26 protein-coding genes are annotated in these 23,087 nt (G+C 66.9%); 9 read left to right on the top strand and 17 right to left on the bottom strand.

What is annotated here, in order from left to right:
• Window positions 1-70 precede the first annotated feature (70 nt).
• The 14 genes from ACRAKI_RS09200 to ACRAKI_RS09265 form a co-directional block, all read right to left on the bottom strand.
• Window positions 71-1,279, bottom strand: coding sequence for a tyrosine-type recombinase/integrase (locus ACRAKI_RS09200; protein WP_447006631.1), 1,209 nt, complete (start codon window positions 1,277-1,279; stop codon window positions 71-73).
• 360 nt (window positions 1,280-1,639) lie between these two features.
• Entirely contained in the window at window positions 1,640-3,199 is a 1,560-nt protein-coding gene (locus ACRAKI_RS09205) for a YfjI family protein (RefSeq protein ID WP_447008368.1), read from the bottom strand.
• Window positions 3,189-3,851 (bottom strand): DNA cytosine methyltransferase, encoded by a 663-nt coding sequence (locus ACRAKI_RS09210; RefSeq protein WP_447008369.1) that lies wholly within the window; start codon window positions 3,849-3,851, stop codon window positions 3,189-3,191. The genes ACRAKI_RS09205 and ACRAKI_RS09210 overlap by 11 nt, the downstream gene beginning before the upstream one ends.
• Before the next feature lie 59 nt (window positions 3,852-3,910).
• A complete protein-coding gene (locus ACRAKI_RS09215) occupies window positions 3,911-4,894 on the bottom strand; it encodes a bifunctional DNA primase/polymerase (protein ID WP_447006632.1) in 984 nt (327 codons plus the stop codon).
• A gap of 91 nt (window positions 4,895-4,985) precedes the next feature.
• Window positions 4,986-5,696, bottom strand: coding sequence for a hypothetical protein (locus ACRAKI_RS09220; RefSeq protein WP_447006633.1), 711 nt, complete (start codon window positions 5,694-5,696; stop codon window positions 4,986-4,988).
• A gap of 22 nt (window positions 5,697-5,718) precedes the next feature.
• Window positions 5,719-6,204 (bottom strand): hypothetical protein, encoded by a 486-nt coding sequence (locus tag ACRAKI_RS09225; protein ID WP_447006634.1) that lies wholly within the window; start codon window positions 6,202-6,204, stop codon window positions 5,719-5,721.
• Window positions 6,205-6,405: 201 nt separating this feature from the next.
• Window positions 6,406-8,397 carry a plasmid transfer protein TraB gene (gene traB / locus ACRAKI_RS09230; protein ID WP_447006635.1) on the bottom strand — a complete coding sequence of 664 codons (1,992 nt, stop codon included), beginning with the start codon at window positions 8,395-8,397 and terminating at the stop codon, window positions 6,406-6,408.
• 56 nt (window positions 8,398-8,453) lie between these two features.
• Window positions 8,454-8,813, bottom strand: a complete 360-nt coding sequence (traA, locus tag ACRAKI_RS09235; RefSeq protein ID WP_447006636.1) for a plasmid transfer protein TraA — start codon at window positions 8,811-8,813, stop codon at window positions 8,454-8,456.
• Window positions 8,814-8,918: 105 nt separating this feature from the next.
• Complete coding sequence (locus ACRAKI_RS09240) at window positions 8,919-9,698, bottom strand: hypothetical protein (protein WP_447006637.1); 780 nt, start codon at window positions 9,696-9,698, stop codon at window positions 8,919-8,921.
• Complete coding sequence (locus ACRAKI_RS09245; RefSeq protein ID WP_447006638.1) at window positions 9,698-9,970, bottom strand: hypothetical protein; 273 nt, start codon at window positions 9,968-9,970, stop codon at window positions 9,698-9,700. Before ACRAKI_RS09245 ends, ACRAKI_RS09240 begins: the two co-directional genes overlap by 1 nt.
• Complete coding sequence (locus ACRAKI_RS09250; RefSeq protein ID WP_447006639.1) at window positions 9,970-10,344, bottom strand: hypothetical protein; 375 nt, start codon at window positions 10,342-10,344, stop codon at window positions 9,970-9,972. The genes ACRAKI_RS09245 and ACRAKI_RS09250 overlap by 1 nt, the downstream gene beginning before the upstream one ends.
• The gene (locus ACRAKI_RS09255; protein WP_447006640.1) at window positions 10,344-10,793 is read right to left on the bottom strand and encodes an RRQRL motif-containing zinc-binding protein; all 450 of its coding nucleotides are present in this window, start codon (window positions 10,791-10,793) and stop codon (window positions 10,344-10,346) included. The genes ACRAKI_RS09250 and ACRAKI_RS09255 overlap by 1 nt, the downstream gene beginning before the upstream one ends.
• A complete protein-coding gene (locus tag ACRAKI_RS09260; RefSeq protein ID WP_447006641.1) occupies window positions 10,793-11,116 on the bottom strand; it encodes a WhiB family transcriptional regulator in 324 nt (107 codons plus the stop codon). The genes ACRAKI_RS09255 and ACRAKI_RS09260 overlap by 1 nt, the downstream gene beginning before the upstream one ends.
• Window positions 11,116-11,343, bottom strand: coding sequence for a helix-turn-helix transcriptional regulator (locus ACRAKI_RS09265; protein WP_447006642.1), 228 nt, complete (start codon window positions 11,341-11,343; stop codon window positions 11,116-11,118). Before ACRAKI_RS09265 ends, ACRAKI_RS09260 begins: the two co-directional genes overlap by 1 nt.
• A 169-nt stretch (window positions 11,344-11,512) precedes the next feature.
• On the opposite strand from ACRAKI_RS09265, the gene ACRAKI_RS09270 reads away from it, so the two are divergent.
• The 4 genes from ACRAKI_RS09270 to ACRAKI_RS09285 all read left to right on the top strand — a co-directional run bounded on the left by ACRAKI_RS09270 (window position 11,513) and on the right by ACRAKI_RS09285 (window position 15,563).
• Window positions 11,513-11,863: a hypothetical protein gene (locus ACRAKI_RS09270; RefSeq protein WP_447006643.1), complete on the top strand. Its 351-nt coding sequence runs from the start codon at window positions 11,513-11,515 to the stop codon at window positions 11,861-11,863.
• Between the two features lie 215 nt (window positions 11,864-12,078).
• Window positions 12,079-13,284 (top strand): helix-turn-helix domain-containing protein, encoded by a 1,206-nt coding sequence (locus ACRAKI_RS09275; protein ID WP_447006644.1) that lies wholly within the window; start codon window positions 12,079-12,081, stop codon window positions 13,282-13,284.
• Window positions 13,285-13,319: 35 nt separating this feature from the next.
• Window positions 13,320-13,814 (top strand): NUDIX domain-containing protein, encoded by a 495-nt coding sequence (locus tag ACRAKI_RS09280; RefSeq protein WP_447006645.1) that lies wholly within the window; start codon window positions 13,320-13,322, stop codon window positions 13,812-13,814.
• Between the two features lie 462 nt (window positions 13,815-14,276).
• Window positions 14,277-15,563 carry a hypothetical protein gene (locus ACRAKI_RS09285; protein ID WP_447006646.1) on the top strand — a complete coding sequence of 429 codons (1,287 nt, stop codon included), beginning with the start codon at window positions 14,277-14,279 and terminating at the stop codon, window positions 15,561-15,563.
• Between the two features lie 155 nt (window positions 15,564-15,718).
• Here ACRAKI_RS09285 and ACRAKI_RS09290 read toward each other — a convergent pair whose 3' ends face one another.
• The 3 genes from ACRAKI_RS09290 to ACRAKI_RS09300 all read right to left on the bottom strand — a co-directional run bounded on the left by ACRAKI_RS09290 (window position 15,719) and on the right by ACRAKI_RS09300 (window position 19,039).
• Window positions 15,719-16,723, bottom strand: a complete 1,005-nt coding sequence (locus tag ACRAKI_RS09290; RefSeq protein ID WP_447006647.1) for an HNH endonuclease — start codon at window positions 16,721-16,723, stop codon at window positions 15,719-15,721.
• A 467-nt stretch (window positions 16,724-17,190) separates the two neighbouring features.
• Window positions 17,191-18,360, bottom strand: coding sequence for a tyrosine-type recombinase/integrase (locus ACRAKI_RS09295; RefSeq protein WP_447006648.1), 1,170 nt, complete (start codon window positions 18,358-18,360; stop codon window positions 17,191-17,193).
• Between the two features lie 19 nt (window positions 18,361-18,379).
• Window positions 18,380-19,039 carry a hypothetical protein gene (locus ACRAKI_RS09300; protein ID WP_447006649.1) on the bottom strand — a complete coding sequence of 220 codons (660 nt, stop codon included), beginning with the start codon at window positions 19,037-19,039 and terminating at the stop codon, window positions 18,380-18,382.
• A gap of 31 nt (window positions 19,040-19,070) precedes the next feature.
• Between ACRAKI_RS09300 and ACRAKI_RS09305 the strand changes: the two genes are divergently transcribed.
• The 5 genes from ACRAKI_RS09305 to ACRAKI_RS09325 all read left to right on the top strand — a co-directional run bounded on the left by ACRAKI_RS09305 (window position 19,071) and on the right by ACRAKI_RS09325 (window position 22,917).
• The gene (locus ACRAKI_RS09305) at window positions 19,071-19,334 is read left to right on the top strand and encodes a helix-turn-helix domain-containing protein (RefSeq protein ID WP_438919988.1); all 264 of its coding nucleotides are present in this window, start codon (window positions 19,071-19,073) and stop codon (window positions 19,332-19,334) included.
• Window positions 19,335-19,425: 91 nt separating this feature from the next.
• Window positions 19,426-19,551 carry a hypothetical protein gene (locus tag ACRAKI_RS09310; protein ID WP_447006650.1) on the top strand — a complete coding sequence of 42 codons (126 nt, stop codon included), beginning with the start codon at window positions 19,426-19,428 and terminating at the stop codon, window positions 19,549-19,551.
• A 4-nt stretch (window positions 19,552-19,555) separates the two neighbouring features.
• On the top strand, window positions 19,556-20,221 hold the full coding sequence (locus ACRAKI_RS09315) for an AAA family ATPase (protein ID WP_447006651.1): 666 nt from the start codon (window positions 19,556-19,558) through the stop codon (window positions 20,219-20,221).
• Window positions 20,222-20,812: 591 nt separating this feature from the next.
• Window positions 20,813-21,214 carry a hypothetical protein gene (locus ACRAKI_RS09320; protein WP_447006652.1) on the top strand — a complete coding sequence of 134 codons (402 nt, stop codon included), beginning with the start codon at window positions 20,813-20,815 and terminating at the stop codon, window positions 21,212-21,214.
• Window positions 21,211-22,917 (top strand): relaxase/mobilization nuclease domain-containing protein, encoded by a 1,707-nt coding sequence (locus ACRAKI_RS09325; RefSeq protein ID WP_447006653.1) that lies wholly within the window; start codon window positions 21,211-21,213, stop codon window positions 22,915-22,917. Before ACRAKI_RS09320 ends, ACRAKI_RS09325 begins: the two co-directional genes overlap by 4 nt.
• Window positions 22,918-23,087 lie beyond the last annotated feature (170 nt).

Consider the following 23,087-nt stretch of genomic DNA (forward strand, 5'->3'; position numbering starts at 1 on the left):
TGGATCATGTCCAAGATCGTCACAGCCTGGTTCTGTGGACCATTTGTGGACCGGGAGCCGTGAGACGTGGTTAGACGGCGCGCAGCTGCGGGGTCTGCGTGGAGTTCTTCTGGAGGTGCTGGGAGAGCAGCGCGCCTGCGTCGGTGACTGATCGGCGGTCCGGGTGCAGGTACCTCTGCGTGGTCGTCAGCGAGCCGTGTCCGGCGATCCGTTGCAGGTGGTGGACCGGCACGCCTGCGTCGGCCATCCACGTCAGGCCGGTGTGGCGCAGGTCGTGACGGCGCAGGTGTTCGTAGCCGAGCTTGTTGACCACCTCGTCCCAGTGGGTGGCGTCGCGGAGGACGGATGTGACGATCCGGCCGCCTCGTGGACCGGTGAACAGTCGTGCATCTCCGGTCCCGTCCGTCTTGGCGATCCGCCGTTCTACGAGTTCCCGGATCTCTTCGATGATGGGGACGCGGCGTGCGCGTTTGCCCTTGGTGCCTTTGTCGATCAGTCCGCCCGGCCCGTTGGTGGTCTGGCGCCGCACGGTCCAGGTCCACTCGGTGGTGTCGAGGTCTTTCACGCGACAGCCGGACACTTCGCCGATGCGTGCCGCGGTGCACGCGGCGAACAGCACGACGTCGCGCCATCCCGCGTACTCGTCGGAGGATCTGGCGACCAGTGCATCGGCAAGCCGGGTAAGTGCGGTCCAGTCGGCCAGGGCGAGGGATCGCGGGTCGTCCAGCTCGTCTTCCGCGCGGGCGTACTCGCGCTGCCACCCGGAGATCCGGGCCGGGTTGCGGTCGATGATCTCGTCGCGCAATGCCTGTTCCATCACGCGGACCAGGACCGCGATGGTGTTCTTCACGGTAGAGCGGCTGCACTCGTCGGCGATCCAGGCGTGCACGGCGCGGTCGACCACGCCGTGCGTGACCATCTGCACGGGGATGTGCCCGATGGTCGGCACGACCCGCTTCCTCCATCCGGCCAGGTAGGGGTCGGTGGTCTTGGCTTCCAGGCCGCGGAGTGCCAGCGGCATGTTGGCGTTGCCGTAGTCGGTGAGGGTCATCGATCCGGCGTCGGGGTCGTTGCCGCCGGCCGCCAGGCTTTTCATGGCGTCGATCCAGGCTTGGGCCAGTTCCTCGGTTTGGCACGACTCGGACAGTGATGGGCGCTTGCCGGTGGTCGGGTCGGTCCAGCGGACGCGGGCTCGGTAGGGCGTTGGGCGGGCGGGGAGGTGCTCGATGTCGTCCGACAGCTTTACGCCGATCGGGGGACGTCGTCGGGGCTTGGGCATGGCTGGGGCTCCTCGGGGCTCCGCAGAATCCGCAGAATCCGCAGAATTGACCGGCGGTGGTCGTTTACGCAGGTAGAAGGCTTACGGGGTGATCATGGTCAGAATCCGCAGAATCTCCGCAAAACCTCCGCAGAATTCACGGGGGCCGGTCGCGGCCGGGTTGGACGGGTGCTCGACGTGACGCGGGCGGGAGCGTCCGGTGGTTCGCGCGCTGGTCGCCTGGTGGCCGGGCCTGGTGGATTCTGCGGAGGTTCTGCGGAGGTTCTGCGGAGATCACGACCGTTTGACACGCACCCCCGGTGACCTGCGGAAACGGTTGATTCGGCTGGATTCTGCGGATTGTGCGGATTCTGCGGAGCCTCATGAGTCACCTCCGGCTCGGTGGGAGGGGTGGACGTAGTACGTCGGCGACGGCTTGCGGCCGGGGCCACGTCGCTCGGGCGGTGGGGTGTGGTGGATGTGGCCGTGCTGTTCGAGCAGGTCCAGGGCGGGGGTGAGGTCGCCGACCTTCTTGAACCTGGCGCGGCTCATCGCGGTGAACAGTTCCCGCACGCTGAACGAGGTCGGGCGGGTGCGCTCGATCCAGTCCAAGACGACGTGAGCGTCGTCAATCACGGGGTCGCTGCCCATGCGGTCGAACGCGGCCAGGGCGTGGGCGGCGGCGTAGTCGGTGATGCGGCGTGCCGCGGTAAAGGTGTCGGTGGTGATGGCACCGGCCCAACTGGTCGGGTTGTGGGCGAGGTGGAGCAGGGCGGCGATCCGGGCGGTGAGCCCGGCTTGCTTGCCGCCCCAGTCCCCGAGGTGTGCCCAGGAACCGGTCACGGGGTGAAGGCGCGGTTCGATCTCGTCTTGCAGGTCGGCCATGAGGTCGTCGGCGGCAGGGGTGAACACGAGCACGGCGGGATCGGTCCACTCGGCGAGTTCCCGCACCAGCGAGCGGATGCGGGCGTCGTAGGCGTCGGCGATTTCCGGCGCCGCCGGAGTGGGGCGGGAGATGCGGTTGCCCACGGTGTTGACGGGCAGGGAGTACATGATCCGCGCGAGCAACCCGGTTCCCCGGAAGGTTTCGTTGCGGGCCAAGCCGTCCAGGATCGACGGCTGAATGGTGAGTCCGAGCGTGATGGCGGGTTCTTCGACGGCGGTGGCTTCCCGTCCTTGCCGGTCCACCAGGTGGAGATCCCCGGCGTGGCCTTTGAGGAACACGTCCAGGTTGGGCGATCCCGAGTAGCGACCGGCGAGCGTGCCGAACAAACCGCCTTCGGCCGACAGCACGGCGATCCGGCCACCGTGGTCGGCGAGCAGGGTGGCGACGACTTCGGGCGTGGCGTCGTCGGCGATCAGTCGCGGCGTGATCGGCGTAGCGTTCTTGTCGACCTGCATGGCGGCGTTCACCGCCGCTTCCAGCGCGGCGTCACGCTCGGACGGATCGGCGGACAGCACGGCCTTTTCCGCGCGGGCAGCAAACTCCTCGGCCGCACGACGCCCGATGCGGGCCGACTCGATCTCTGCTTTCGCCTCGGCGACGAGTTCCTTCTCCACCGCACGGATGGGTCGGGTCATGGCCTTGAACACGGCGGATTTCCGTGACGCGGGTGGGAGCACGACAACGGAGTACAGGTTGACCGGTTCGTCCCAGCCGGGCCGCACCTGAACCCGCACCCGCCCGCCGGCCGCAGTGGACAACGCGACCAGTGCGAGGCACCCGGCGAGATCGGGCGGGGTCTGGGTGAGGTTGGCGACGGCGGTGACGTGGTCGGCCAGCCATGTCGGAAAAGCGTCGATCGGGAAGGGCGGGACGGCGCGGCTGGTGCCCAGCGGCATCGGCGCTTCCCACTCCGGCGCCGCGACGGTGGGTTCGTTTTCGGGGACTGCGTGCAGAGGGCGTGCGGTAGTCATGGCGGTGTCCTGTTCAGGCCGCATGCCGTTGATGGGCGGTGTGGATGAGTCGGCCGATGTGTTCGGCGACGGCGGGGACCACAGCGTTTCCAAGCGCGTGGATGTCGTCTCGCACCAGCCGACGGGGAACCCCATCAGCCACTCGAGCCAGCGGGGGTTCGCCCGGCCAACTCCGCCGTACATCCGCCGCAGTTGGTTGCAGATCGATTCGCCCTCCCGGTTGGTGTAGCCCCGGTAGTCCCGCGCTACGGGTGTGCGCCAGGACGAACAACCTGCGTCGTCGGTGTGGGGCACCCATGGAGCACGCTGAGACAACTGACCATTCGACATCGAACCCGAGGTCGGAAAGGTCTTGGAGGATGATCGAAAATGCGTCAGCGTCCCCAAGGAGTGCGGCGACGTTTTCGGCGAGGACCCAGGCTGGCCGAACGGCGGCGATGACGTCGCGCATCCAGGGCCAACCCCATCGTTCATCGGCGAGTCCGAGTCGCCGTCCAGCTGCGGAGAAGGGTTGGCAGGGGAATCCGCCTGCGACCAGGTCAACGGTGGGGCGCTGTCCGGATGACCACCAGGCGGGGGCGGTGCGGACGTCGTCATGGCGGGGGACCTCCGGCCAGTGGCGGGCGAGCACGGCACGTGCGTGCGGGCTGATCTCGACCTGTCCGACGACGGTCATCCCGGCCCGTTCCAAGCCGAGTTCGAGACCACCGATGCCGGAGAACAGCGACAGCACGTTCACGCGACACCCCTGCGGGTCTGGTTGGCGGGTGTGGTGCGCGGGCGTTGTTGGCCGGCGCGCAAGCCCTTCTCGATCACGCGACGGATCTCGCGTTCGGTGCACCCGCAGGAGCCGTTGATCATGTGGGTGGCGGCTGCGTACAAGGCTTGTTCGGCTTGAAACGCGGGGAGCATTCCGCCTCCGACGAGTTGTCCCAGTTGCCCGGATGCGGCGTACAGGACGGCGTTGTGCTCGTGTGGTGCGGCTTGTGCGACGTGTCGGCACTCGCCCCGGATAGCGGCGTCCACGTAGGCGGGCAACCGCTGTGAGGCGATCTGAGGGGCCGCTGTGGTGGCCGTGACGGGCTTGGGGGACAGGCGGTGGACCAACCAGGTGGGCAGATCTGCCACGGGGAGGTCTTCCACGAGTTCGTATCGACCGGTGGGGGTGGTCGATCCGGGGGCGACGACGTAGCCGCCCCAACTGCGGGTGTCGACCTTCCAGCCGAGTCCGTTGCCGGTGGCTCCTTGGGTGTTGCGCAGTTGCACGTCGCGCGGCGCCCGGAAGTAGAGGTGTCGGCCGCCGCTGGGGGTGTCGACGGTCAGCGTCTCCCACGGCACCGGTTGTCCGGCTTCCTCGCAGATCACGGCGAACACGTCGTGCCCGTCCCGGACCCCCACCCGTTTCCAGCCGTTCGTGGGCACGTCGGCGGGTGAGTCGACGGAGTCCAGGTCGACCACGAGAAGTCCGCTGGGACCGGTGGCCACGCCGACGTTGCACCCGCTGTAGCGGCGGCTGGTCCAGAACCACCGCACCTGGTCCGGGTCGTTCATCGCGCGCTGCTCCCAGCCCTGGTGGGTGGTGGCGCAGATTCCCGAACGGGGGCAGTCCTTCTCGCCGTGCAGGGCCGGGGGCTTCTTGGAGTTGGGCCGGAGAGGGAAGACGTGCCAGCCCCGCGCGACGGCGTCGAGGGCGACGGCGAGCATGTCGGTGGTGCTCATGGCGTTGGGCTCCTTCCGGTGGTGGAGGCGCGTGGGTCGCTGCCTGGCACCCACGGGAGGGCGAGAACCGCCCTCCCGTGGGTGCGTGCGGTCAGGCGGGCTTGTTCCCGCTACGGCGGCTGGTGACGTGGCCCTGCTCGGCGAAGGTCTGGACCGGGTGCAGTCGGTGGCGGAGGGTCCGGGCGAGGGGGACGGCCTTGTGGAGGGCGTGTTGGGTGTTGCGGTGGGCGGTGGCGGCGGTCGTGGCGGTGGACCGTTCGGCGAGCCGTGCGGCGGCGTTGACGCAGCGTTCGGTCAGGTTGCGCAGGCGGGCGGTGATGTGGAGCAGCAACGTGACGACCGCGGGCAGGGCCGCGGGGTTGGTGACGTGGTGGGCGTTGTCGGTGAGGCGACCTGCCGCGATGTCCAACAGATCGCGGACGTCGCGGCCGGTGGTGGTCGAGCGTTCGTTCGATGCCGGTTCGGATGCGTTGTGCGCGTCCCAGGCGACGGCGTGCGCGTGGACCAACGCCCGCCGCACGTCGCCTGCGGCGGCCAGTGCCGCAGACGTGGCCTGGTGGGTGTCGTGGTGGGCTTCGGCGGCGGTGGGGTCGTTGGTCTGCTCGGACAGGTCACGGGCGCCGGTGGCGCAGCTGCTGAGCACCAGCGTCAGTCCGCGGGCGATCTCGGCCAGGTGGCCGATCGCTCCGGGCAGGCGGGTCCGGTTGAGGTGGTCGCGGTCGACGGTCACCTCGTAGGCCCGGTCGAGCGCCCTGGCGGCGTCGGTGAGCCTGTCGAGGGTGTTCTGTCCGTGTCCGTTCATTGTTTCCTCCTGTGTGGACGGTTCAGGCGTGGACGTGGTGCATGCGGGGGTGGTCGACCAGCCGGGCGGCCAGACGTTCGATGCGGTCCCAGGACCGGACCACCAGCAGGGCGGCCTCGCGTTCGATCTCGCGGTAGGTGGGGCGTTCGGCGCGGGGGATGTGGGCCAGGCAGTCGCGTGCCTCGTCGCGGTCTTGGGCGCTGCTGGCGTGCACGTCGTGGGGCAGGGCGGTGACGGGCAGGTCGTGGATGTCGAGCCAGTGCAGTTCGGTGGGCACGCCTGCCAGCAGTGCGGTCGCCGCCGCGCGGTAGCCGTCGTTGGTGCTGGGGAAGGTCATGGCGACGTTGCCGAACCACTGGGTGGGGCCGGTATTCCAGATTTGGATCCTCGGCACCTGGCCGCCCAGTCGGAGTGCGATGACGGCGTGGGCGGCTTCGTGGTGGGCGGTCACGCCCAGGGCGTAGGTCGCGGTCCGGTCGGCGGTGGTCTTGTGCGGGGTGTCGGTCACGGCTGGCAACTCCTATTCCGTTGGTTACTGTGCGTAGCGTGCGGTGGGTATGGAGAGTTGGGCCGACGGGCTGTCAGCTTTGAGTCAGAACGGTGTTATGAAAGGTGTTTCGCGCGCGCACGTGCGCGCGCACGCATTGGGGGCGGGGGCGGGCGTGCCTGACGTGACGTCACGTCAGGCGTCAGGCACGCCCACGCATGTTCACGCTGCGTTACGCACCGGGAGTGCGTAGCGGATCGCGTTGCCGTCCGTTCCGGCTTCGACCAGCAGGCCCTGACGGGCGAAGTCGGACAGCACCCCGGACAGCCACTGCCGGGACCGGTCCAGCAGCTTGGGGTCGGGCAGGTCCCGCACGGTGATCGCGGTGTGGCCCTGTGCGGCGAGTTCGTCGATCGCGTTGCGGATCATGTCGAGCGCCTGCTTGCGGGTGGGCCGTCCACCGGGCAGCGCCATGTCGGGGTCGTTGGGCAGTTCCGCGTCGGGGTCGACGTCCAGGTCGGGTTCGTGGTCGATCGGCAGGGTGTCCAGCTCGTCGTCGGTGGGCAGCGGCAGGGAGTCGAGGTCGCTGTGGTCGACCGGCCCGGCGGGGGACGGTTGGTGTGCGGACACGGCGGTTCCCTTCGTGGTCGCGGCGCCGCCGGTCGAGGTCGGCAGTCCGAGAACCTTTGCGGTGGGTGCCCACAACGGCGGACGGATGCCCTGGTGCACCCCGATTTCGGTGGACATCTCGTCGTCGGTGACGTCGAAGGTGCGCCCCGGCACGGCGAACCGCTCTTCGGCGATGCCGGGGCCTTCGAGGTAGTTGCAGCCCGGTCGGCGGTTCTTCCACCGGTCCGGCCGCGCCCCGGCGTCGATGGTCTCCTCGGACAGGGTGAACGCGGCGTCCTCGATGTCGTTGACCCCGAAGCACCACACGCCGCCGAGCTGGGACCGGATGTCGGTGGACATCTGCCGGAAGCTGGCCTTCTGCAACGACAGCACCAGCGAGATGCCCGCGGAGCGGGCTTCCTGCGCGATACGCGTGACGGTCTTGGCGTCCTCCAGCACTCGCGGTGCTTCCTCGATCCACAGCACGAGGTAGGGCATGCCGTGCTTGGCGAACACCTCGGGGGTCCACTGGTCGTAGCCCCACTTGCCGAGCTGGGATGCCCGGTCGGTGATCGCGTCCGGAACTCTGGTGACCAGGTTCTTGCACGCCTGGTGCCCGATGACGACGTGCGCGTTGTCGCCCAGGAACCCCACGGTCTGCTCACCCTTGGACGGGTCCAGCACGATCAGGTTCGCGTCACGGCGGGTCAGGATCTCGGTCCAGGTGAGCTTCGCGCCGTGGGACTTGCCCGACCCGTTCATGCCCTGCACCACGTAGTGCGTGGCGTTGCGCTGGGTCTTCTTGTCACCGGGCAGGAACAGCTGCTGCGGGTCGTTGTCCTCGTACAGGCCCGGCACCAGGGCTTCGGTGATGGAGCCGCCGGGAGCGGACGGGCCGGGCCACGGCTGCGGGTGCCGCAGCACGTCCTGCGGGACGATGGCCATCGTGGCGCGGCTGAGGTCGTCCGGGTCGCCGACCACCCGCACGGACCCCTTGTGCAGCCCCAGCACCTGGGCCACCTTGTCGGCCTTCTGCTGGACGTCCTCGACGCTGACCTCACCGGCCGGGAGCGCCAGCGGCACGGACACCTTGTTCGGAGCGACCTCCACGGGGCCGGTGCGGACCCCGGCGAGCTTGATCTTCTCGAACAACCCGGACGTACCGTCCCCGTCGCTGCCGCTGGACAGCACCCGCCGGATGTTCCACGACAACGCGACCGCGGCACCGCCGTAGAGGCACAGACCGGTCATCGGCTGCGTCCACGGCGCGACGATCGAGCACGCGGTCAACCACAGCCCGCCGAGGGCCGTGGTGGCGGTGGCGTGCAGGCGGGTCACCATGCCGCGTGCGGCACCGGCCTTCCACGCCACCGCCGACAACCCGGTACCCAGCAACGTCAGACCGGGGGTGACCCACGGCAGCACCTCGGAGTCCGCGCACAGCAGGTGCGTACCGGCACCGGCCGCCCACATGGCACCGACAGCCGCCCACTCACCGGCGTAGGGCGCCACACGCGACGCCCAGTACTTGCGCGGGACGTAGTACCCGAACTGCTTGTCCTGCTCGTGCTCGGTGACCGCGTGGCCCCCGTTGCGCCTGCCCATCTCGAACTCCTCTCGTGTGCGTACTGCGCGCGGTCACCCCGGCCGGTACGGGTAGGTCAGGCGTTGAACTCGAACGTGCGACCGGGCTTGTCCTTGTGCCCGGCCGCGTCCAGCTCGACCACGTAGTGCTTGCGGAAGGACAGGTAGGTCTTGATCACCGACGTCTGCGCGACCAGCAGGGCGTCGGCGGCGTGGCGCATGTGGCGGGCCACCAGCGCGGCCCGCACGCGGGAGTCCGCGCCGAACAACTTCGGGTCCGCCGACTTGACGTACTTCAGCGCCGCCGCCAGCTCCTCCGCGCTCACCATCAGCTCGTGGTGCATCGGGCGGAGCACCTTGCGGACGTTGCCGCAGTAGTCGCGGATCTGGCTGGTGGAGAAGAACTCCGGCTCACCGAACGCCATCATCTCGGCCATTTCGGGTGTCCTTTCGGGACAGGGGGGAATGGTGACGGTCTACGCTTTCGGGCCGACCGGGCGACGACACCCGCAAGGGGAGGGCGGGTGTCGCACCCTGGACGGTCAGACCGCGTCGACCAGCGACAGGGTCGGGACCGGCGCGTCCTCGTCGGGGCCGGTGGCCAGCAGCCCGGCCTGTCCGAGCAGCTTCCGGGCGCGATCCACGCCGCACCCGAGTTCACGTGCCGCACGACGTACCGGCACGGTGCCGTCCTCGTCACGGGCGACCAGTTCGGGATAGGACAGGATCGCCAGCAACTCGTCATCCGGACGCGGGGCTTTCGGCGCGGTACGGGTACCGGCCGCGACGGCCTTACGCGTCGTCTGGGGTGTACCGGTACGCACGGCGGTTGCACGTACCGGCGTCGGCTTGTCCGCCACCGGATCGCGGCGTACCGGGGCCACGTCGGTACGCGGCGGGTGGACCGGCGCGACCAGGGGAGCGGGTACCGGTGCCGGGGCCGGTACGGGCTGCTCGTCCACCGACAGGGTCAGCAGGTGCGACAGCAACCCGGCCAGTACGACCGGCCCCGCACCCACCGCGATAGCCGCCGGAGTCGGCAGGTGGCCCACCGACAACGTGTGCCACGTGTTGAGCCCCAACTCCATGCCACCGGCCAACACCAACACCAACCACGCCCACACCCGCGCCGACTTGCTGTGCGCCACGGTCACCTCGTGCAGCGCCAGCAGCGTCGACAACGCGAACACCAGCGCCAGCACCACGGCCATCGACGCACCCAGCAGCGGCTGCACCGCCTGAACTTCACCGCGCACGGTCAACGCGAGGGCGCCGGACATCACCGTGAACAACCCGATCTTGCGGACACCGATCTTCGCCATCACTGCCCCCGCTTCGAACGACGGTCACCGGGGGAGACGTGCACCGTGCCGCGGTCCAACGACCGCAGCAGCCCACGTGCACCGGCCATGAACGCGGTGAACGCGCCCAGCAGGTAGACGGCCACAGCGGCGAGCACGACCGGGAACCACCCGGAACCGTCCGGGACCACGATCCACGCGACCACCAGGACCACCACCGGCCAGAACAGCAGCCGCAACAGCGACCACGCCAACACGAACGGCAGCAACGCCACCTTGATCACCCGGCTCATCACGCCACCACCCGGTCGGTCAGGGTGACGCCGCCACGCACGCGGTACTCGCGGTGCTCGCACCGGTCGCACCAGGCGAACTGCCGCCGACACGTGCCGGTCAGGTCGTGGTCGTGCCCGGACAGCCCCGGCTTGCACCGGCAGTCGTGCCAGACGTCGAACACGTGCCCGTGTGCGGTGCACAGCTGCTCGGCGACGCACCGGTCGCAGCTCAACGCCCGGCCGTCGTCGGTGACGTGCCATCCGCGTTTGGCAAGCCACGTCATGGCCTCGGACTCGGTGGTGAAGTGGACGGTGGTCTCCCACTCCTCGTCGCGGTACTTCTCACCGCACGTGTCGCAGTCGGCGGTCACGCACGTTGTCGTGGTCAACATCAGGCGACCCTCCTTTCGTAGTCGTCGGTGGTGTCGGCGAAGAAGCAGGGCAGGCACTGCTTGCGCGGACCGCGCACCACGTGGTCGACGTGGGCCAGGTGGGCGGGGTCGTGGCAGAAGCGGCGGGCACGCATTGCGGCGTCGTGCGCCTTCCACATGGCCGGCGTCATCGTCCGGACCGGAACCGCGATCTCGTCGCGCCACAGCTCGCACACCTCTTCGGTGCGCGCGGGGATGCGGTGCCGGAACACCAGCAACGCGTCCGGGTCGGCCCCGCCGGGCCGCAAACCCTTGGCTCGCAACTGCCGCCGGGTGTACAGGCCCCTGGGCACCCCGCCCGGCCTGGTCCCCCACCCGAACACCGGCAACCCGTCACGCGAACCGCGGCACGTCACCGCCATCCCGTTCCACGGCAACACCACCGTGCTCAGCTGCACGCGGCGGCCCATCACGCCACCTCGCCGATCAGCTCGGCGACTGCCTGGTCACGCCGTTCGCGGATCAACTGCTGACGCTCGTGGGCGGTCTTACCACCCCGGACGCCGTGCTGGTCGTAGATCCCGCGCGCCAACTCCGACTCCAGGCACTCGACCTTGATCGGGCAGCCGGCGCACACCGCCTTGGCCGTCCGCATTCGGAACGCGGCCTCGCCCTTCGTCTCGCGCAACTCGCGCGGCAGGTCGTTCGACGGGCCGAACCACAACTCCAGGTCCGTGCCCTGGCACGACCGGTCTGGCCAGCTCTTCAGCTTCTTGAGCGCGCTCTCGTCCATCACGCCACCACCGGCAACTGCGGCGCCGACACGGCAGCGGCCTCCTGGCACGCCTTCACATAGTCCGTGACCGCGTCCTCAGGGATGCGCAGCGCGCCCTTACCGGTGCCGATCTTCAACGCCCGAAGGGCGCCGGACTCGATCGCCCGGTAGATCGTCGCCACAGAGACGTCGAGCATCTCCGCCACGGTCTTCACGCGGTACATCCGCGTCACCTGCTGATTCATCCGATGCTCCTAGCGAGGTCCGAGAGCCCTGCAACAAGGGCAACTAGTGCTAGTGCTGATGTTAGGACTAAAACTAGCAACGTCAAGTCGTAGACGAGGAGGTGCCCCCGTGTCACCGCTAGCGGAGGCGCTAGCGTTGGTACTCAAATCAGCAGCTCAGGGAGGCTCTGTGTCGAAGGATTGGGACGCCGTCTCGGTAGCCATCACCACTCGAATGGCCGAACTCGACATGAAGCAGACCGAGCTGAAGGAGCGCTCCGGACTCGCCTTGCAGACGGTTCGGGAGATCCAGCTCAACCTCCAACCGCGGGACCGCAGCAAGCGCACGCTCGCGGCGCTGTCCGAAGCGCTGGGCTGGCCCAGCGACCACCTGTGGTTGGTGCTGGAGGGCAAAGACCCTGGAGACCCGGATGCCAGCGATCCCGTGCTGGCGGAGTTGGTGGCGCTGAAGGGCGCGATCACCGTTCTCACCGACCGTGTCGACGCGATCGAGCGGCGGCTAACTGCCGACGACGAATGACCATGAGGCGGTCCAACCGCTGGTTGACCTGCACGGCAAGGCTGCGGACGTCTGCGGCTACCGCCCGTGCGTCGTCCCCCTGTGACACCACTGACCTCCTGAGAACACCGCGACCACTGCGGTGCCAGTAGCGTCGGACGAAGTGGGCGACGTACCCCGGAAAAACCTTCCGGGGTACGTCAGCGATCTGCCGAGAGGCTGAGGCCATGCGCGGAATGACGAACTCACTGACGATCGGCGAACGCGTTGCGTGGTACCGCCGGCGCAGGGGAGTGCCTCAGGAGGTACTCGCCGGTCGTGTCGGCCGAACCACCGATTGGCTCAGCAAGGTTGAGAACAACCGCATCGACCTCGACCGGCTGTCGGTGATCCGGAACCTCGCCGACGCCCTGGACGTGTCGGTCGGCGACCTGATCGGCGAACCGACGCTGCTCGACTGGACCCAGGAGAGCGGCACGAAGACGGTTCCCGCATTGCGTGCCGCGCTGATGGACTACCGGCAGTTGACTCCGCTACTGGCCATGCCGAATGCAGGAGCGGAACCGGTCGACCTGGATGAACTCCGGCGTGAGGTCGGAGTGGTATTCGACGCGTACCAAGCGTCCAAGTACGGGTTCGTCGCTGGTCGCGCCCCGCTGTTGCTTGCCGACGCGGTCCAGGCCGCACAGGTGTACGGGGCGGAAGCTCAAGGGCTGCTGGCGCTCAGCTACCAGGCCGCGACGTCGATGCTCACCAAACTGGGGGAGACCGATCTCGCCTGGATCGCAGCCGAGCGCGGGCTCTCCGCAGCACAGCAGACCGGTGATCCTGTCGTGCTCGGCTCACTGTTCCGCTCGGTCGTCCACGCCTTGCTGTCGACTGGCCGGTACGCGTCGGCTGTGCAGCTCACCGAGACAGCGGCGGGTCTTCTCCAGCCCGAACTGTCGCCCGCGGACGGCGCGATGCTCTCCATCTACGGCAGCCTGTTCCTCGCTGGTTCGATGGCAGCAGCACGAACCGACGACCGCGGGCGAACCCAGGACTTCCTACGGGAGGCACAGGATGCGGCTGACCGCTTGGGCGCCGATGCCAACCACGTGTGGACCGCGTTCGGCCCGACCAACGTGAAGATCCACCGAGTAGCCACCGCGATGGAACTCGGCGACGTCCAAGTCGCCGTGGACCTTGGCCCTGCCGTCGACACGTCTGGCCTGCCGGTCGAGCGCCAGGTAAGGCACTCGCTGGAGACGGCGCGGGCGTTGAGCGCGTGGAACCGGACCGACGAAGCGCTCTCGATCGTGCTGGAAGCCGAGCGCCACGCACCCGAGCAAGTTCAGCACCACTACTTGAGTCGGCAGCTGGTGCTCACGTGGATGCGCCAGCAACGCACCAAGCCCGGACATGCCCTTGCGAGCTTGGCTCAGCGCCTGCGGCTGGAGTAGCGCGCACATCCGGCGACGCCCTTAGTCTCTTCTGCATGGATACGGACGCCGACCACTTCGCAACGCCCCGGATGGCTGCCGGGGCGTTGTTCGTTGACGACCACGACCGAGTCCTTCTCGTGCACAAGACCTACAGCAACGGGTGGGACATCCCTGGTGGTTACGTCGACATTGGGGAGTCACCAGCTGCGGCGTGCCACCGGGAACTGTTGGAGGAGCTGGGACTCGACCGAGAGCCACAGCGCCTACTGGCTGTGGACTGGGCACCGAACGACGGTGAAGGCGACAAGGTGCTCTGGCTGTTCGACTGCGGAGCACTCGGCGACGATGAGCAGAGGATCAAGCTGGACGGCTCCGAGCTGGACCGCTGGGAATGGGTGCCGGCTGCACAGCTCAACGACTACCTGATTCCGCGGCTTGCCCGCCGACTTGGTCAAGCTCATGCCGCTCAGGGCCGTGGCGATACGGTTTACCTCGAACACGGCCACTTGCCTGGTCTCAACGCGAACTCCCCAAACTCTGGCGAATGATCAGGCCTGTCCAGCGTTTCTCGTCTTCATTCAAGGCGGCCCTGCCGGGGCCGCTCCCGCCGCTCCGCCTAGGCCGCTCGGCAAGGGCCAGTGGCTCGGCGACGCCACCCTGGCCCGCCAGCGGCCGAAGACGCGCCCGACCCCGGCAGCCGCAAGACGAAAAGACATGTCCTCGCCGGACGGGCAGGCCAGCAGGATGACCGGAGGGTACCGACAGCTCGACTACCAGCGTGGGTCGGGTTTCGTGTCATCGCGCCGACCTCCCCGAGGGCAACCACACGCGTCAAGGGCAGCCCCAGCCCAACGGTCCAGTGTGGCCCAAGGTGCCCCCTTGACACGTGCGGTTGACGAGCCAGGTCGGCGGGATGACACTAAACCATCAACAAAAGTCGTGGCGGCTTACATGTAACGTTCTTCGGAGAAAAACGATTACACGTCTGCGAGGCTTCGAATGGAGAAGTAATGTCACCGGAAAGCTACTGGCTCGAAAACTGGATGCGCGAGTATGATATTACCTCTGTCAGTGAGTATCAACGAGCGATACAGTCTCCAACCGTAATTAAAGCGCTGTATCAAGAAATTCCTGAGCATCTAGTTCGAGAACCTTCCCTTAAGGTCGAACCATACACGGTAATGGCCGGGCGAAGCCTGGACCTCTCGGCGTCTTTTTACAAGGCATGCTTTGCGTGTCTCCGTTCGGAATTGGGGGTCGCTGTAACTAGAACCGCTCACTATTTCGACAAATTGGCGGTTAGTGGCCCTATCGCCGATAAGGTAATGAGAGATCTGGGAAGTGGCGATAAAGATCGGCGAGCCAGAGTGCTGCGCGATCTCCAAGCCCACGTCGCTATAGTTAATTATATCAATAATATCGGTGCGCGGGACAGGGTTAAATTTGTTGCGAAACCTTCCGGCTACTGTCAAGGCTGCTACTCGATCGCGGCGCGCGAAGCGGGCATCACTATCTTTGATGATGAAAAGCAGCGGAACGAAATTGTTGAGCAAATAGTCAAGACGTCGAGAATTATTACTGTTCGCGACCGTGCTGGGTCTTGGATGGCTAAGATTTCCGGGCCAATGATCATCGGAAATCAGAGCAAGGTTTACGGGCGTGATCGCCCCAGTCGACACACGGTCGCGGAGGACATGTTCTACGCCATGTCTTACCCTGTAGTGCAGGATTTTATGTCTTCGAAGCGCTATAAACTTCCGGTCGTAGATATCGGCGAAACTGACTGGACGCACCTGCAAAAAGGATCGGCGCTGGAGAAGAATGCGCACGAAGTCGCTCTCAAGGTCGAGCTTCCCGCAATCACGGGGATTGGTCTTGAAGATTATATCCGACTCGAACAGGATGAGCAGAGCAGTTTTATAAAGTTTCAAGCGGCTGTGCGATCAGCAATTCAAGAGTGTGTTAAAAGGTATGATTCTGCACCTCCGGATGAGGTTGCCCAAGCAGTCGTAGATGAGTTCATTAAACCTGAGCTGGCGAATATCGAACAAAAACTTAAGGTTGCAACACGAAGTCTAGGTAAAAAAGTTGGAGCTTCAGTTGCGGTTGGTGCGACCGTTACATCAATAGGATTGGTTGCTGCGATGCCGATCGTAACCGCTGCAGGTATTGCTGCGGCGGCAACCTGGCTCACCCAATTGCACAAGTTCTACGATGATAGGTCGGGCGTGGAGTCGTCAGAAATGTATTTCCTCTGGAAATTGGCAAGAGCGCCTCATGGGTCTAGTCATTCCTAGTGACTTTGGATCGTAAGATTGTCGAGGGGCGGTTGATTTCACATTTAGCCTCAAGAGCGACCCAACGTGTCACCCCATGACTGCCCGCCAAGCTGATCCACAACGTTTGACGAAAGCCCGCCGAGCAGGTCGAAACCGTTCGGCGGGACATCCATCTACTTCTTGATCAGCGCGCACAACTCTGCCGGAGTCAACCACTGCTTGCCGCGGTGGATCATCCGGTGGCAGTTTGAGCACAGAACCACCAGGTCGGACGTGCGAGTCTTGACAGGGCCGGTGACGTGCAGAGGAATAGCGTGGTGGACCTCGACGAAACCGTCCCCACGCTCACCGTAGGTGCGCGCGAAGTCGAACGTGCAGACCTCGCACTCAAGGCGGCCGTGGCGCTTGAGAACTTCGGCGATCTTCTTACGGCGAAGGGACGGGTTGCGCTCGCGTGCAAGATGGCGCCGTTGGAGGAGGCTCCCCTCCGAGATCCCCTCCTCGGCGTCGTCATCCATCGGCGGCACGTCAGTCAGCCGTCCGGCCAGTAGCTCAGTCCGGATCGCGGTCGCGAGTAGGTGCATCTCGTGCGGGTTCGTGACGAAGGCGTCGTGCACCTCCTTGTCTCTCGCTCCGCCGTGGTTGGGCTGGTGCCCGAAGTCGGCGTGCCACTGCCGGATGTTCTCGCCCTTCCTGGCTACGGCAGCGGGACTGCGGAACTTCTCGGTCCGAACCTCCGCCGGGTGCAGCGGCAAGAGCTGGAGGAGACGGGACAGCTCGATGACGTCGTCTTGCTCTTGGTAGAGCCTGGTCCAGCCCTTGGATGCCATTAGGTCGCAGACGAGCACGAGTTCGTCCCACGCCCAAGCTGGTGGACGAGCTTGCACCACTCGGAATCCCAACTTCTCCAGAAGCGGTACGACCGTGGCTTTGCCACCGATGAGTTCGTCGTGCTTCAGGGCACGAGACTCGATGGGCTTCGGCCCTTGGCGCTCAGGCAGGTAGCGGTGGGAAACGCCAACGATCGCCTTCGAGTCGTATCGACGGCCTTCGTGCTCGATGTAGTACGACGTCGCCTCGCCGTAGCCGTAAAGCTCTAGAAACCTCTGTTGCCCCATCTCGTCGTACTCGGCCATCGCGGCAAGCACGGCTTCCCTGGTGGTGTCGTTCCACGCCATGGTCGACAGCGTAGGAGCCACCACCGACACTGAGGCCAACCCGCGGTTTGGCAGGTGCGGCTGCTGTGGCTGTAGTAGCTGTAGTAGCTGAGCGTTCCATCGTGACGATGCAGGTCACGGCTTTGGCTGAGCAAGGGAACGGGAAGGGAGCCCTCTTCGCTACCTGTCCGGGCATCAAGTAGCGCAGCGCCCGTGGACCGCGTGTGGACCAGAAAGCCAGCAACAGCAGCAAAGCCTGAGATCACGGCTGGTGTGAGTAGGTGTCAGGAACCCTGTTTTCCCAGCTAGACGGCTGCCCGGACGTCCTGGGGGTCAAGGGGTCGCAGGTTCAAATCCTGTCGTCCCGACGGTCGAAGTACGGCGAAAGCCCAGGTCAGGGCCTTGGATCACTACGGTGAGACAAGGCCCTGATTCTGTTTTCGGGCACGTCGTCTCACAATTTCTCACGAACGCTCGTACTGCTTGTTTCAGCCCAGGAGTTCACCGAGCTGGTCGGCCGCCTGGCGCAGGTGCTCGACGTTCGGGTGGATGTAGACCCGCTTGGTGAAGCTGAGGTCCGCGTGGCCCGCCCAGGCGCTCACGATCACGTCCGGCACACCGGACGTCGCCAGGTACGTCAGGCAGGCGTGCCGAGCGTCGTACGGCCGGACCTTCCTCACCTTGGCCTGATCCATCAGCTTGTGGATCGCTCGCCGAAGCCGATCGGTCTTCCAGGGTTGCCCCAGCTCGTCGACCAGCACGAACCCGGACCGCTCATACAGCTCACCGGCCCTCATCGCCTCCGTGGCCTGCCGGGCCTTGAACGCCTTGAGCGCCGCGTGCAGGGGCGTGGGCAGGGGCAGCTTGCGCTTGCCCTTCTCCGACTTCGGCCCCTTCTCCTCGACTTCACCCTCTACCAGCGTGCGCGTCAGCTCGATCGACAGCGTCCCCGCGTCGAGGTCGACGGCGCTCCACCTGAGCCCGCAGACCTCGGCGGGTCGCATCCCGATCAGCGCCAGGAGCACGGGCGCATGGAGCCGGTGGTCGCGGATCGCGGCGAGGAACTGTCTCACTTCCGTCTCACTCCAGGGCACGCGGAGTGCCGCCGCAGCCGCCGCCTTGCGCCGCGCCTCACGCGGGATTTGCGTGTACTGGGCGACGTTGCGGACCACCAGCCTGCGCCGCATCGCCACGTTCAACGATGACCTGAAACGCCCCAGCGTGAGCTGCACGGACCTGACGCTGAGCCCGCTGCCGACCTTCCCTCCGCGCTTGCGGCCGGAGGTGAGCATCCAGCTCACCATCTCGTCCACGTCCTCTTCGGTGACGTCCTGGAGCCGCTTCCCGCCGAGCCGCTCCCGCACCGGCAACAGCGCGTCGGCGTAGTTGGCGGCGGTGGCCTTCTCGACGTCGACCGTCGTGGACTTCAACCAGGTGTCCAGCCAGGCCGACACGGTGGTCTTATCGGGCCCGACAAACGTCCCCTCGTCGGTCTGGTGTTTGACCTTGGCGTACTCGGCGCGGGCTTCCTTCTTGGTGTCGTAGGTCTTCGTCAACTGCCTACGCTTGCCGGTCGCCGCGTCGCGCCCGATGTCGATCACGAACCGGTACCTCGTCGTACCGTCCTTCAACTCGATCTTCTTGATCGGGTCCCCCACGAGCTTGCAGCTCCTTAGTTCAGGCCCCCTCCGGTGAGCCCAGAGGGGGCAGCAATCCGAGTTCCCGGGCCCTGCGGATATACCGCGCCGCCTGCGTCCGCGACCTGTTCATCACGTTGGCCACGGCCACCGCGGGTGCCCTGTTGCCGGCTGCCACGGCGTCGGAGTAGATCCGCGCCGCGCGCCGGGCGTCGTCGTCGGCCTGGTTGCGGACGCGCTCGTCCGCGTCCGGCAACGAGGCTTCACGCTGCTCGACCGGCTGGAATCCAGGGGGCAGTGTCGCCAGCCACTCGTCCCGCACGGATGCGGGCACCGTGGCTTTCTCGACCGCCGCACGTGTCATCTGGTCGACGAGGATCTGCCTCATGACCCCCGTCGTGACTGGTGCCGTCGCCTTGGCCTTCACCGTCATCGACAGCACGACCGGCCGGAGGTCGGGGCCGACGAACAACTCCATCGTTGCCGCGACGTCCGGCTCGTCCAGCACGAAGTTGGCTTGGAAGCGAACCGGGATGGCGCTGTCCGGGGTCAGAGCCAGGTAGCCATCGGGCGGCAACACGTCGACCGATACCCAGGCGATCCGGAAGTTCTTCGGTAGGCGAGGCACGGCAGAACGATACGCACCCCCTTCATCGTCAGTGCCTTGGATGACCAACAAGGTATGCCATGGCTGCGGCATGAGTAAAGACCGTTCGAGTAACGTGGTCGGCATGACTAACGGGGGGAAGACTCTGGCGGACCGCTCCGCCGAGCTTCAGAACTGGATTCGCACTGGTAGGGCACGGCGGCTCCGCGTCGATGCCGGCCTCAGTCAATCGCTGGTCGCGCACGACTGCGAAGTCACGGCGTCCACGGTGCACCGCTGGGAGATGGGGGACAGACTGCCGCGTGGCCGCAACATCATTGCCTACCACGCCTTCCTGGCTCGCTTGGTTGAGCGGAAGCAGCGAGGGGGCGAGTCCGATGGGCAGTAGGCAGGAAGCCAAGCGACGTCCGACCCTGGCGGAAATCAAGGCGACGTGGCCACCGGCCGTGGACGTGTCAACCGCGGCGACAGCGTTCGGGATGAGCCGTAGCAAGGCGTACGACCTCGTCGCCCGCGACCAGTTCCCCGCCAAGGTGGCCAAGTACGGCGGCCGGATCATGGTGATCACGGAGTCGCTCGTGCGCGCACTGTCCGCCGAGGACTGACGCCATGGCTGAGTTCGGGGGACAAACTCCGCCTGGAGCGCACGACGAACCATCGACCCGGCGCCTGCGGGTGAGGTCGGTGCGCGAGGTCGACATCAAGCAGACGCGGTTCGCGTGGCGGGACTACCGACCCGTCGGCGAGGTCGCCCTGCTGGTCGGCAAACCCGGCATTGGCAAGAGCGCGATCGTCGTGGACCTGGCGGCGAAACTGACCACGGGACAGCTCAACCACAACTCCATCGTGCGTTCGCAGTTGGAGAAGTTGAGGCTCCTGGCGCAGCAGACGGGCACGACCATCCTGGGCATCGGGCACTTCCGGAAGGCGACGGCGGGCGTCGATCCGGTCGACGCCATCGGTGGTGCCGGGGCCTACAGGCAGGTCGTCCGGCACGCCTTGGGTGCGCCGCGGAGGACGACTACAACTACGTCCTGTCGGTCATCAAGTCGAACGTGGTGTCGGTGTCGACCGTCCCGTCGCTGTCCTACGGGAGCATCTCCGCCCCCGTCATGGCCGACAACGGAGGGGAGCCCACGGTCGTTCGGATCGTCTGGCAGGGGCACTCGACGGCCTCGGTCGTTGACCTCCTCCAGCGCTCCGCTCACGACGACGGGACGAGCGGGTGGACGCTGCCGCATGGCTCATCGACTACCTGACAGGGCGCGGCGGTGAGGCCCCGGTGCTCGAGTTGTTGGCCGAAGGACACCGGGCTGGCTTCTCCAAAGACGCCTTGAAGCGTGCCAAGGCCGGAGCCAAAGTCCGCTCCGGTAAGACCGACTTTGGTGGCGGCTGGGTATGGCGGATCAACCCGAGAGGGCGCGAAGGAAGCACCCAAGGAGCGAAGGAAGCAGCACAGGGGACGCCGTTCCTTCGCTCCCTTCGTGCGCTCTTCGCAGCACGAAGGCGGCCATCTGCCGCCGTAGCAAGCTAGAAATCAGGACACCCGAAGGGCGTCCTGATCAAACAGCACCGGCTCACCGCGCAGCCCACGCGCCATCGACCGAGGCACTCCCGTGCCGTCGGCGACGAACGTGGGCTGCGCGGTGGCCGGCGCGGCAGTGAGCCCGACCGGGACGTGGCGCGCGAAGTCGGTGCCGACCTCATCGTCATCGCGCCCGGCTCGACACCACGGGGGCGCTGCACGGACTGCACCGACTCCGCGAGTCACAGGTCGGCAAGGCAAAGGTGGCACTTTCCAGCCAGTCGTTCGACGTTGAGAGTGAGCGGGCTCCGGAGAGCCCGCCTGTCGTTTCGGGGGGAACGATGAGCACAAGGAAGCAGGGTGTGCGTCGGCAGCGGCGTGTGCGCGGAGGCGCTGAGACCCGGATCAACATCCGCACCACCATCAAGGTTCGGGCCGCGTTGGCAGCGAGGGCGGCGGTGGCCGGGTTGTCGGTGCCGCTGTACCTGGTCGAGTGCGGACTGCGTGAGCCCGACGGCTGGTCGCTGCACCAGCAGCGGCACTGGGTAGCCGAGTGGGAGGCCGCCGCGGTGAAGCTGTCCCGGTCGGGCAGCGCGCTCAACCAACTCGCCCGCCAGGCCAACAGCGGCCACGTTGTCGGCCAGCAGCAGTTGCAGGCGGCGCTGGCCTACCACCAGCGGGTCTTGGACGAGCTGCACCGGGTGCTCGCTGCAGTGGACCAGCACCGAGGAGCCGGGCGGTGATCGCCGAAGTCGCGGGCCGTGGCAAGCGCGGCTCCAACACCCTGGGGCTGCTGCGCTACCTGTTCGGCCGGGGCCGCTCCAACGAGCACCGCGACCCGCACGTCGTGGCGGCATGGGACCCAGACTGGGTACGAGGCGGAACCTGGGGCGAAGATGCGACCACTGCCCCAGGACGCGCTCGGCTGGCCCAGCAACTGGACGCCCTGATGGCAGGGCACCAAGTGGACCTACCAGACGGGCACGTCTACCACGTGGTCCTGTCCATCCCTCCCACCGACGTCGCCACCGCTGGCTATCCGCCTCAGCCGGAGGCGCACACCGATAAGGACGGGAAGCGTCCCACCCAGCAGCGGCTGCCGGACGAGGTATGGCGGCAGCTGGTTGAGTCCGGCATCGCCGCCCTGGGCCTGGGTGCCGATGCCGATGGACAGGGCGGCTGCCGGTGGGTCGCGGTCCACCACGGCCTCTCCACCAAGCGCAACGACCATGTCCACGTCGCGGTCAACGTGGTGCGAGGCGACGGCCAAGTGGCCAATCTGCACCGCGACTTCCTGCGGTGGCGCGACTGGTGCCGCCAGGTCGAGGAGGAACGCGGCTGGATCCGCACCGCCCCGGCCGGAGAGGGCCGCTCCAAGCCCACCTCGCGCCTCGAACTCGTACGGGCGGGCGCCAACGGGCAGCGCACCGAGCGGGACCAGCTCCGCGATCTCGTTACGACTGTTGCCGCCGAGGCCTCCGACGAGATCGGGTTCGTACTGGGCCTGCGTCGTCGTGGCGTGATGGTTGCCGCCTATCCCGACACCGGACCGGTCACCGGCTACAAAGTCGCCTTGCGGCCCGAGCAGCACACTGCCGAGCAGGACCTCCCAGAACCTGAGCCACTGTGGTTCGCCGGGTCGACGCTGCGACGCGACTTGTCCTTGCCGCGGCTACGCGCCCGCTGGGCTGACTCCAGACCGTTGCCCGCTAGCAGACAGCAGACGCTGTGGCGTGACATCGCCGACCAACCCGTCGGCCGCCAAGACCACACCGGCGGAACGAGCGAGCAGACCTTGCGACGGGAGTTGAACCGAGCCTGTGCCGCGGTGAAAGCCGTCACCGGCACCGCAGAGGACGCCGTCCCGGCGCCGGACTTGAATCAACGCACCTGGCACCTGTTCGTCGAGCGCTCCGCCGACCTGATAGCCGTAGTCCGGCTCCGTGACCCGCACCAACTTCTAGAGGAGGTCCACGACCAGCTCACCCGCGCCGCTCAACTTCCTCACACCAGCCCGCCAACCAGCCTTACGGGGCCATTGGGCACCAAGCGAACGTCGGCCCCGGTCATCACCGCGCAGGAGGCGCTGCGGCTGCTGGGCGACGCCACCCGCGTCGCCGCCCAGATTCGCGATGCCACGCCGGTCGTGCTGGCACTGGTCGTGGTCGCCGTTCTTGGCATCATCACGGCCCTGCAGGCGGTCGCCGAGCGTCGCACCGTCCGCGAGGCCGCCCGAGACCAACTCCGCGCCGCCATCGCTGTTCTGGAGGAACACCCTGCCCGCGGCGACCTTCCTCCGGAGCGACCGACACGTCACCAGTTGACCGGCGTGATCACCCCAACTGCGGCTCAACCGAGTTCAGCACCGCTTTCTGGCACCAGACCGGCGCAACTGCAGCGGCCTGCCTTCCCCGATCCCGCCAGACGTACACGGCCGTCCCGGTGATCGAGGCACGCCGGGGCCGACGTGCGCAGCCATTCTGGAGCAGCTGGCTCCTTGATCCCGGTGATGTCGCCGCGCAGAACCATGACGGCGCGGCTCTGACCCAACGAGCACGTTGGTCTGATTGGGTGAGCGGGCCTTGGCGGTTCACACCAATGTCGGCTACACAACGT

Source organism: Saccharothrix isguenensis (assembly GCF_052936305.1).

Excerpts from the sequence above, each read along its gene's own strand:
- ACRAKI_RS09200 (WP_447006631.1), bottom strand. The coding sequence starts at position 1,279 with ATGCCCAAGCCCCGACGACGTCCCCCGATCGGCGTAAAGCTGTCGGAC.
- ACRAKI_RS09205 (WP_447008368.1), bottom strand. The coding sequence starts at position 3,199 with ATGCGGCCTGAACAGGACACCGCCATGACTACCGCACGCCCTCTGCAC.
- ACRAKI_RS09210 (WP_447008369.1), bottom strand. The coding sequence starts at position 3,851 with ATGACCGTCGTCGGACAGGTCGAGATCAGCCCGCACGCACGTGCCGTG.
- ACRAKI_RS09215 (WP_447006632.1), bottom strand. The coding sequence starts at position 4,894 with ATGAGCACCACCGACATGCTCGCCGTCGCCCTCGACGCCGTCGCGCGG.
- ACRAKI_RS09220 (WP_447006633.1), bottom strand. The coding sequence starts at position 5,696 with ATGAACGGACACGGACAGAACACCCTCGACAGGCTCACCGACGCCGCC.
- traB (WP_447006635.1), bottom strand. The coding sequence starts at position 8,397 with ATGGGCAGGCGCAACGGGGGCCACGCGGTCACCGAGCACGAGCAGGAC.
- traA (WP_447006636.1), bottom strand. The coding sequence starts at position 8,813 with ATGGCCGAGATGATGGCGTTCGGTGAGCCGGAGTTCTTCTCCACCAGC.
- ACRAKI_RS09240 (WP_447006637.1), bottom strand. The coding sequence starts at position 9,698 with ATGGCGAAGATCGGTGTCCGCAAGATCGGGTTGTTCACGGTGATGTCC.
- ACRAKI_RS09245 (WP_447006638.1), bottom strand. The coding sequence starts at position 9,970 with ATGAGCCGGGTGATCAAGGTGGCGTTGCTGCCGTTCGTGTTGGCGTGG.
- ACRAKI_RS09250 (WP_447006639.1), bottom strand. The coding sequence starts at position 10,344 with ATGTTGACCACGACAACGTGCGTGACCGCCGACTGCGACACGTGCGGT.
- ACRAKI_RS09255 (WP_447006640.1), bottom strand. The coding sequence starts at position 10,793 with ATGGGCCGCCGCGTGCAGCTGAGCACGGTGGTGTTGCCGTGGAACGGG.
- ACRAKI_RS09260 (WP_447006641.1), bottom strand. The coding sequence starts at position 11,116 with ATGGACGAGAGCGCGCTCAAGAAGCTGAAGAGCTGGCCAGACCGGTCG.
- ACRAKI_RS09265 (WP_447006642.1), bottom strand. The coding sequence starts at position 11,343 with ATGAATCAGCAGGTGACGCGGATGTACCGCGTGAAGACCGTGGCGGAG.
- ACRAKI_RS09275 (WP_447006644.1), top strand. The coding sequence starts at position 12,079 with ATGACGAACTCACTGACGATCGGCGAACGCGTTGCGTGGTACCGCCGG.
- ACRAKI_RS09280 (WP_447006645.1), top strand. The coding sequence starts at position 13,320 with ATGGATACGGACGCCGACCACTTCGCAACGCCCCGGATGGCTGCCGGG.
- ACRAKI_RS09285 (WP_447006646.1), top strand. The coding sequence starts at position 14,277 with ATGTCACCGGAAAGCTACTGGCTCGAAAACTGGATGCGCGAGTATGAT.
- ACRAKI_RS09290 (WP_447006647.1), bottom strand. The coding sequence starts at position 16,723 with ATGGCGTGGAACGACACCACCAGGGAAGCCGTGCTTGCCGCGATGGCC.
- ACRAKI_RS09300 (WP_447006649.1), bottom strand. The coding sequence starts at position 19,039 with ATGCCGCAGCCATGGCATACCTTGTTGGTCATCCAAGGCACTGACGAT.
- ACRAKI_RS09305 (WP_438919988.1), top strand. The coding sequence starts at position 19,071 with ATGACTAACGGGGGGAAGACTCTGGCGGACCGCTCCGCCGAGCTTCAG.
- ACRAKI_RS09310 (WP_447006650.1), top strand. The coding sequence starts at position 19,426 with ATGAGCCGTAGCAAGGCGTACGACCTCGTCGCCCGCGACCAGTTCCCC.
- ACRAKI_RS09315 (WP_447006651.1), top strand. The coding sequence starts at position 19,556 with ATGGCTGAGTTCGGGGGACAAACTCCGCCTGGAGCGCACGACGAACCA.
- ACRAKI_RS09320 (WP_447006652.1), top strand. The coding sequence starts at position 20,813 with ATGAGCACAAGGAAGCAGGGTGTGCGTCGGCAGCGGCGTGTGCGCGGA.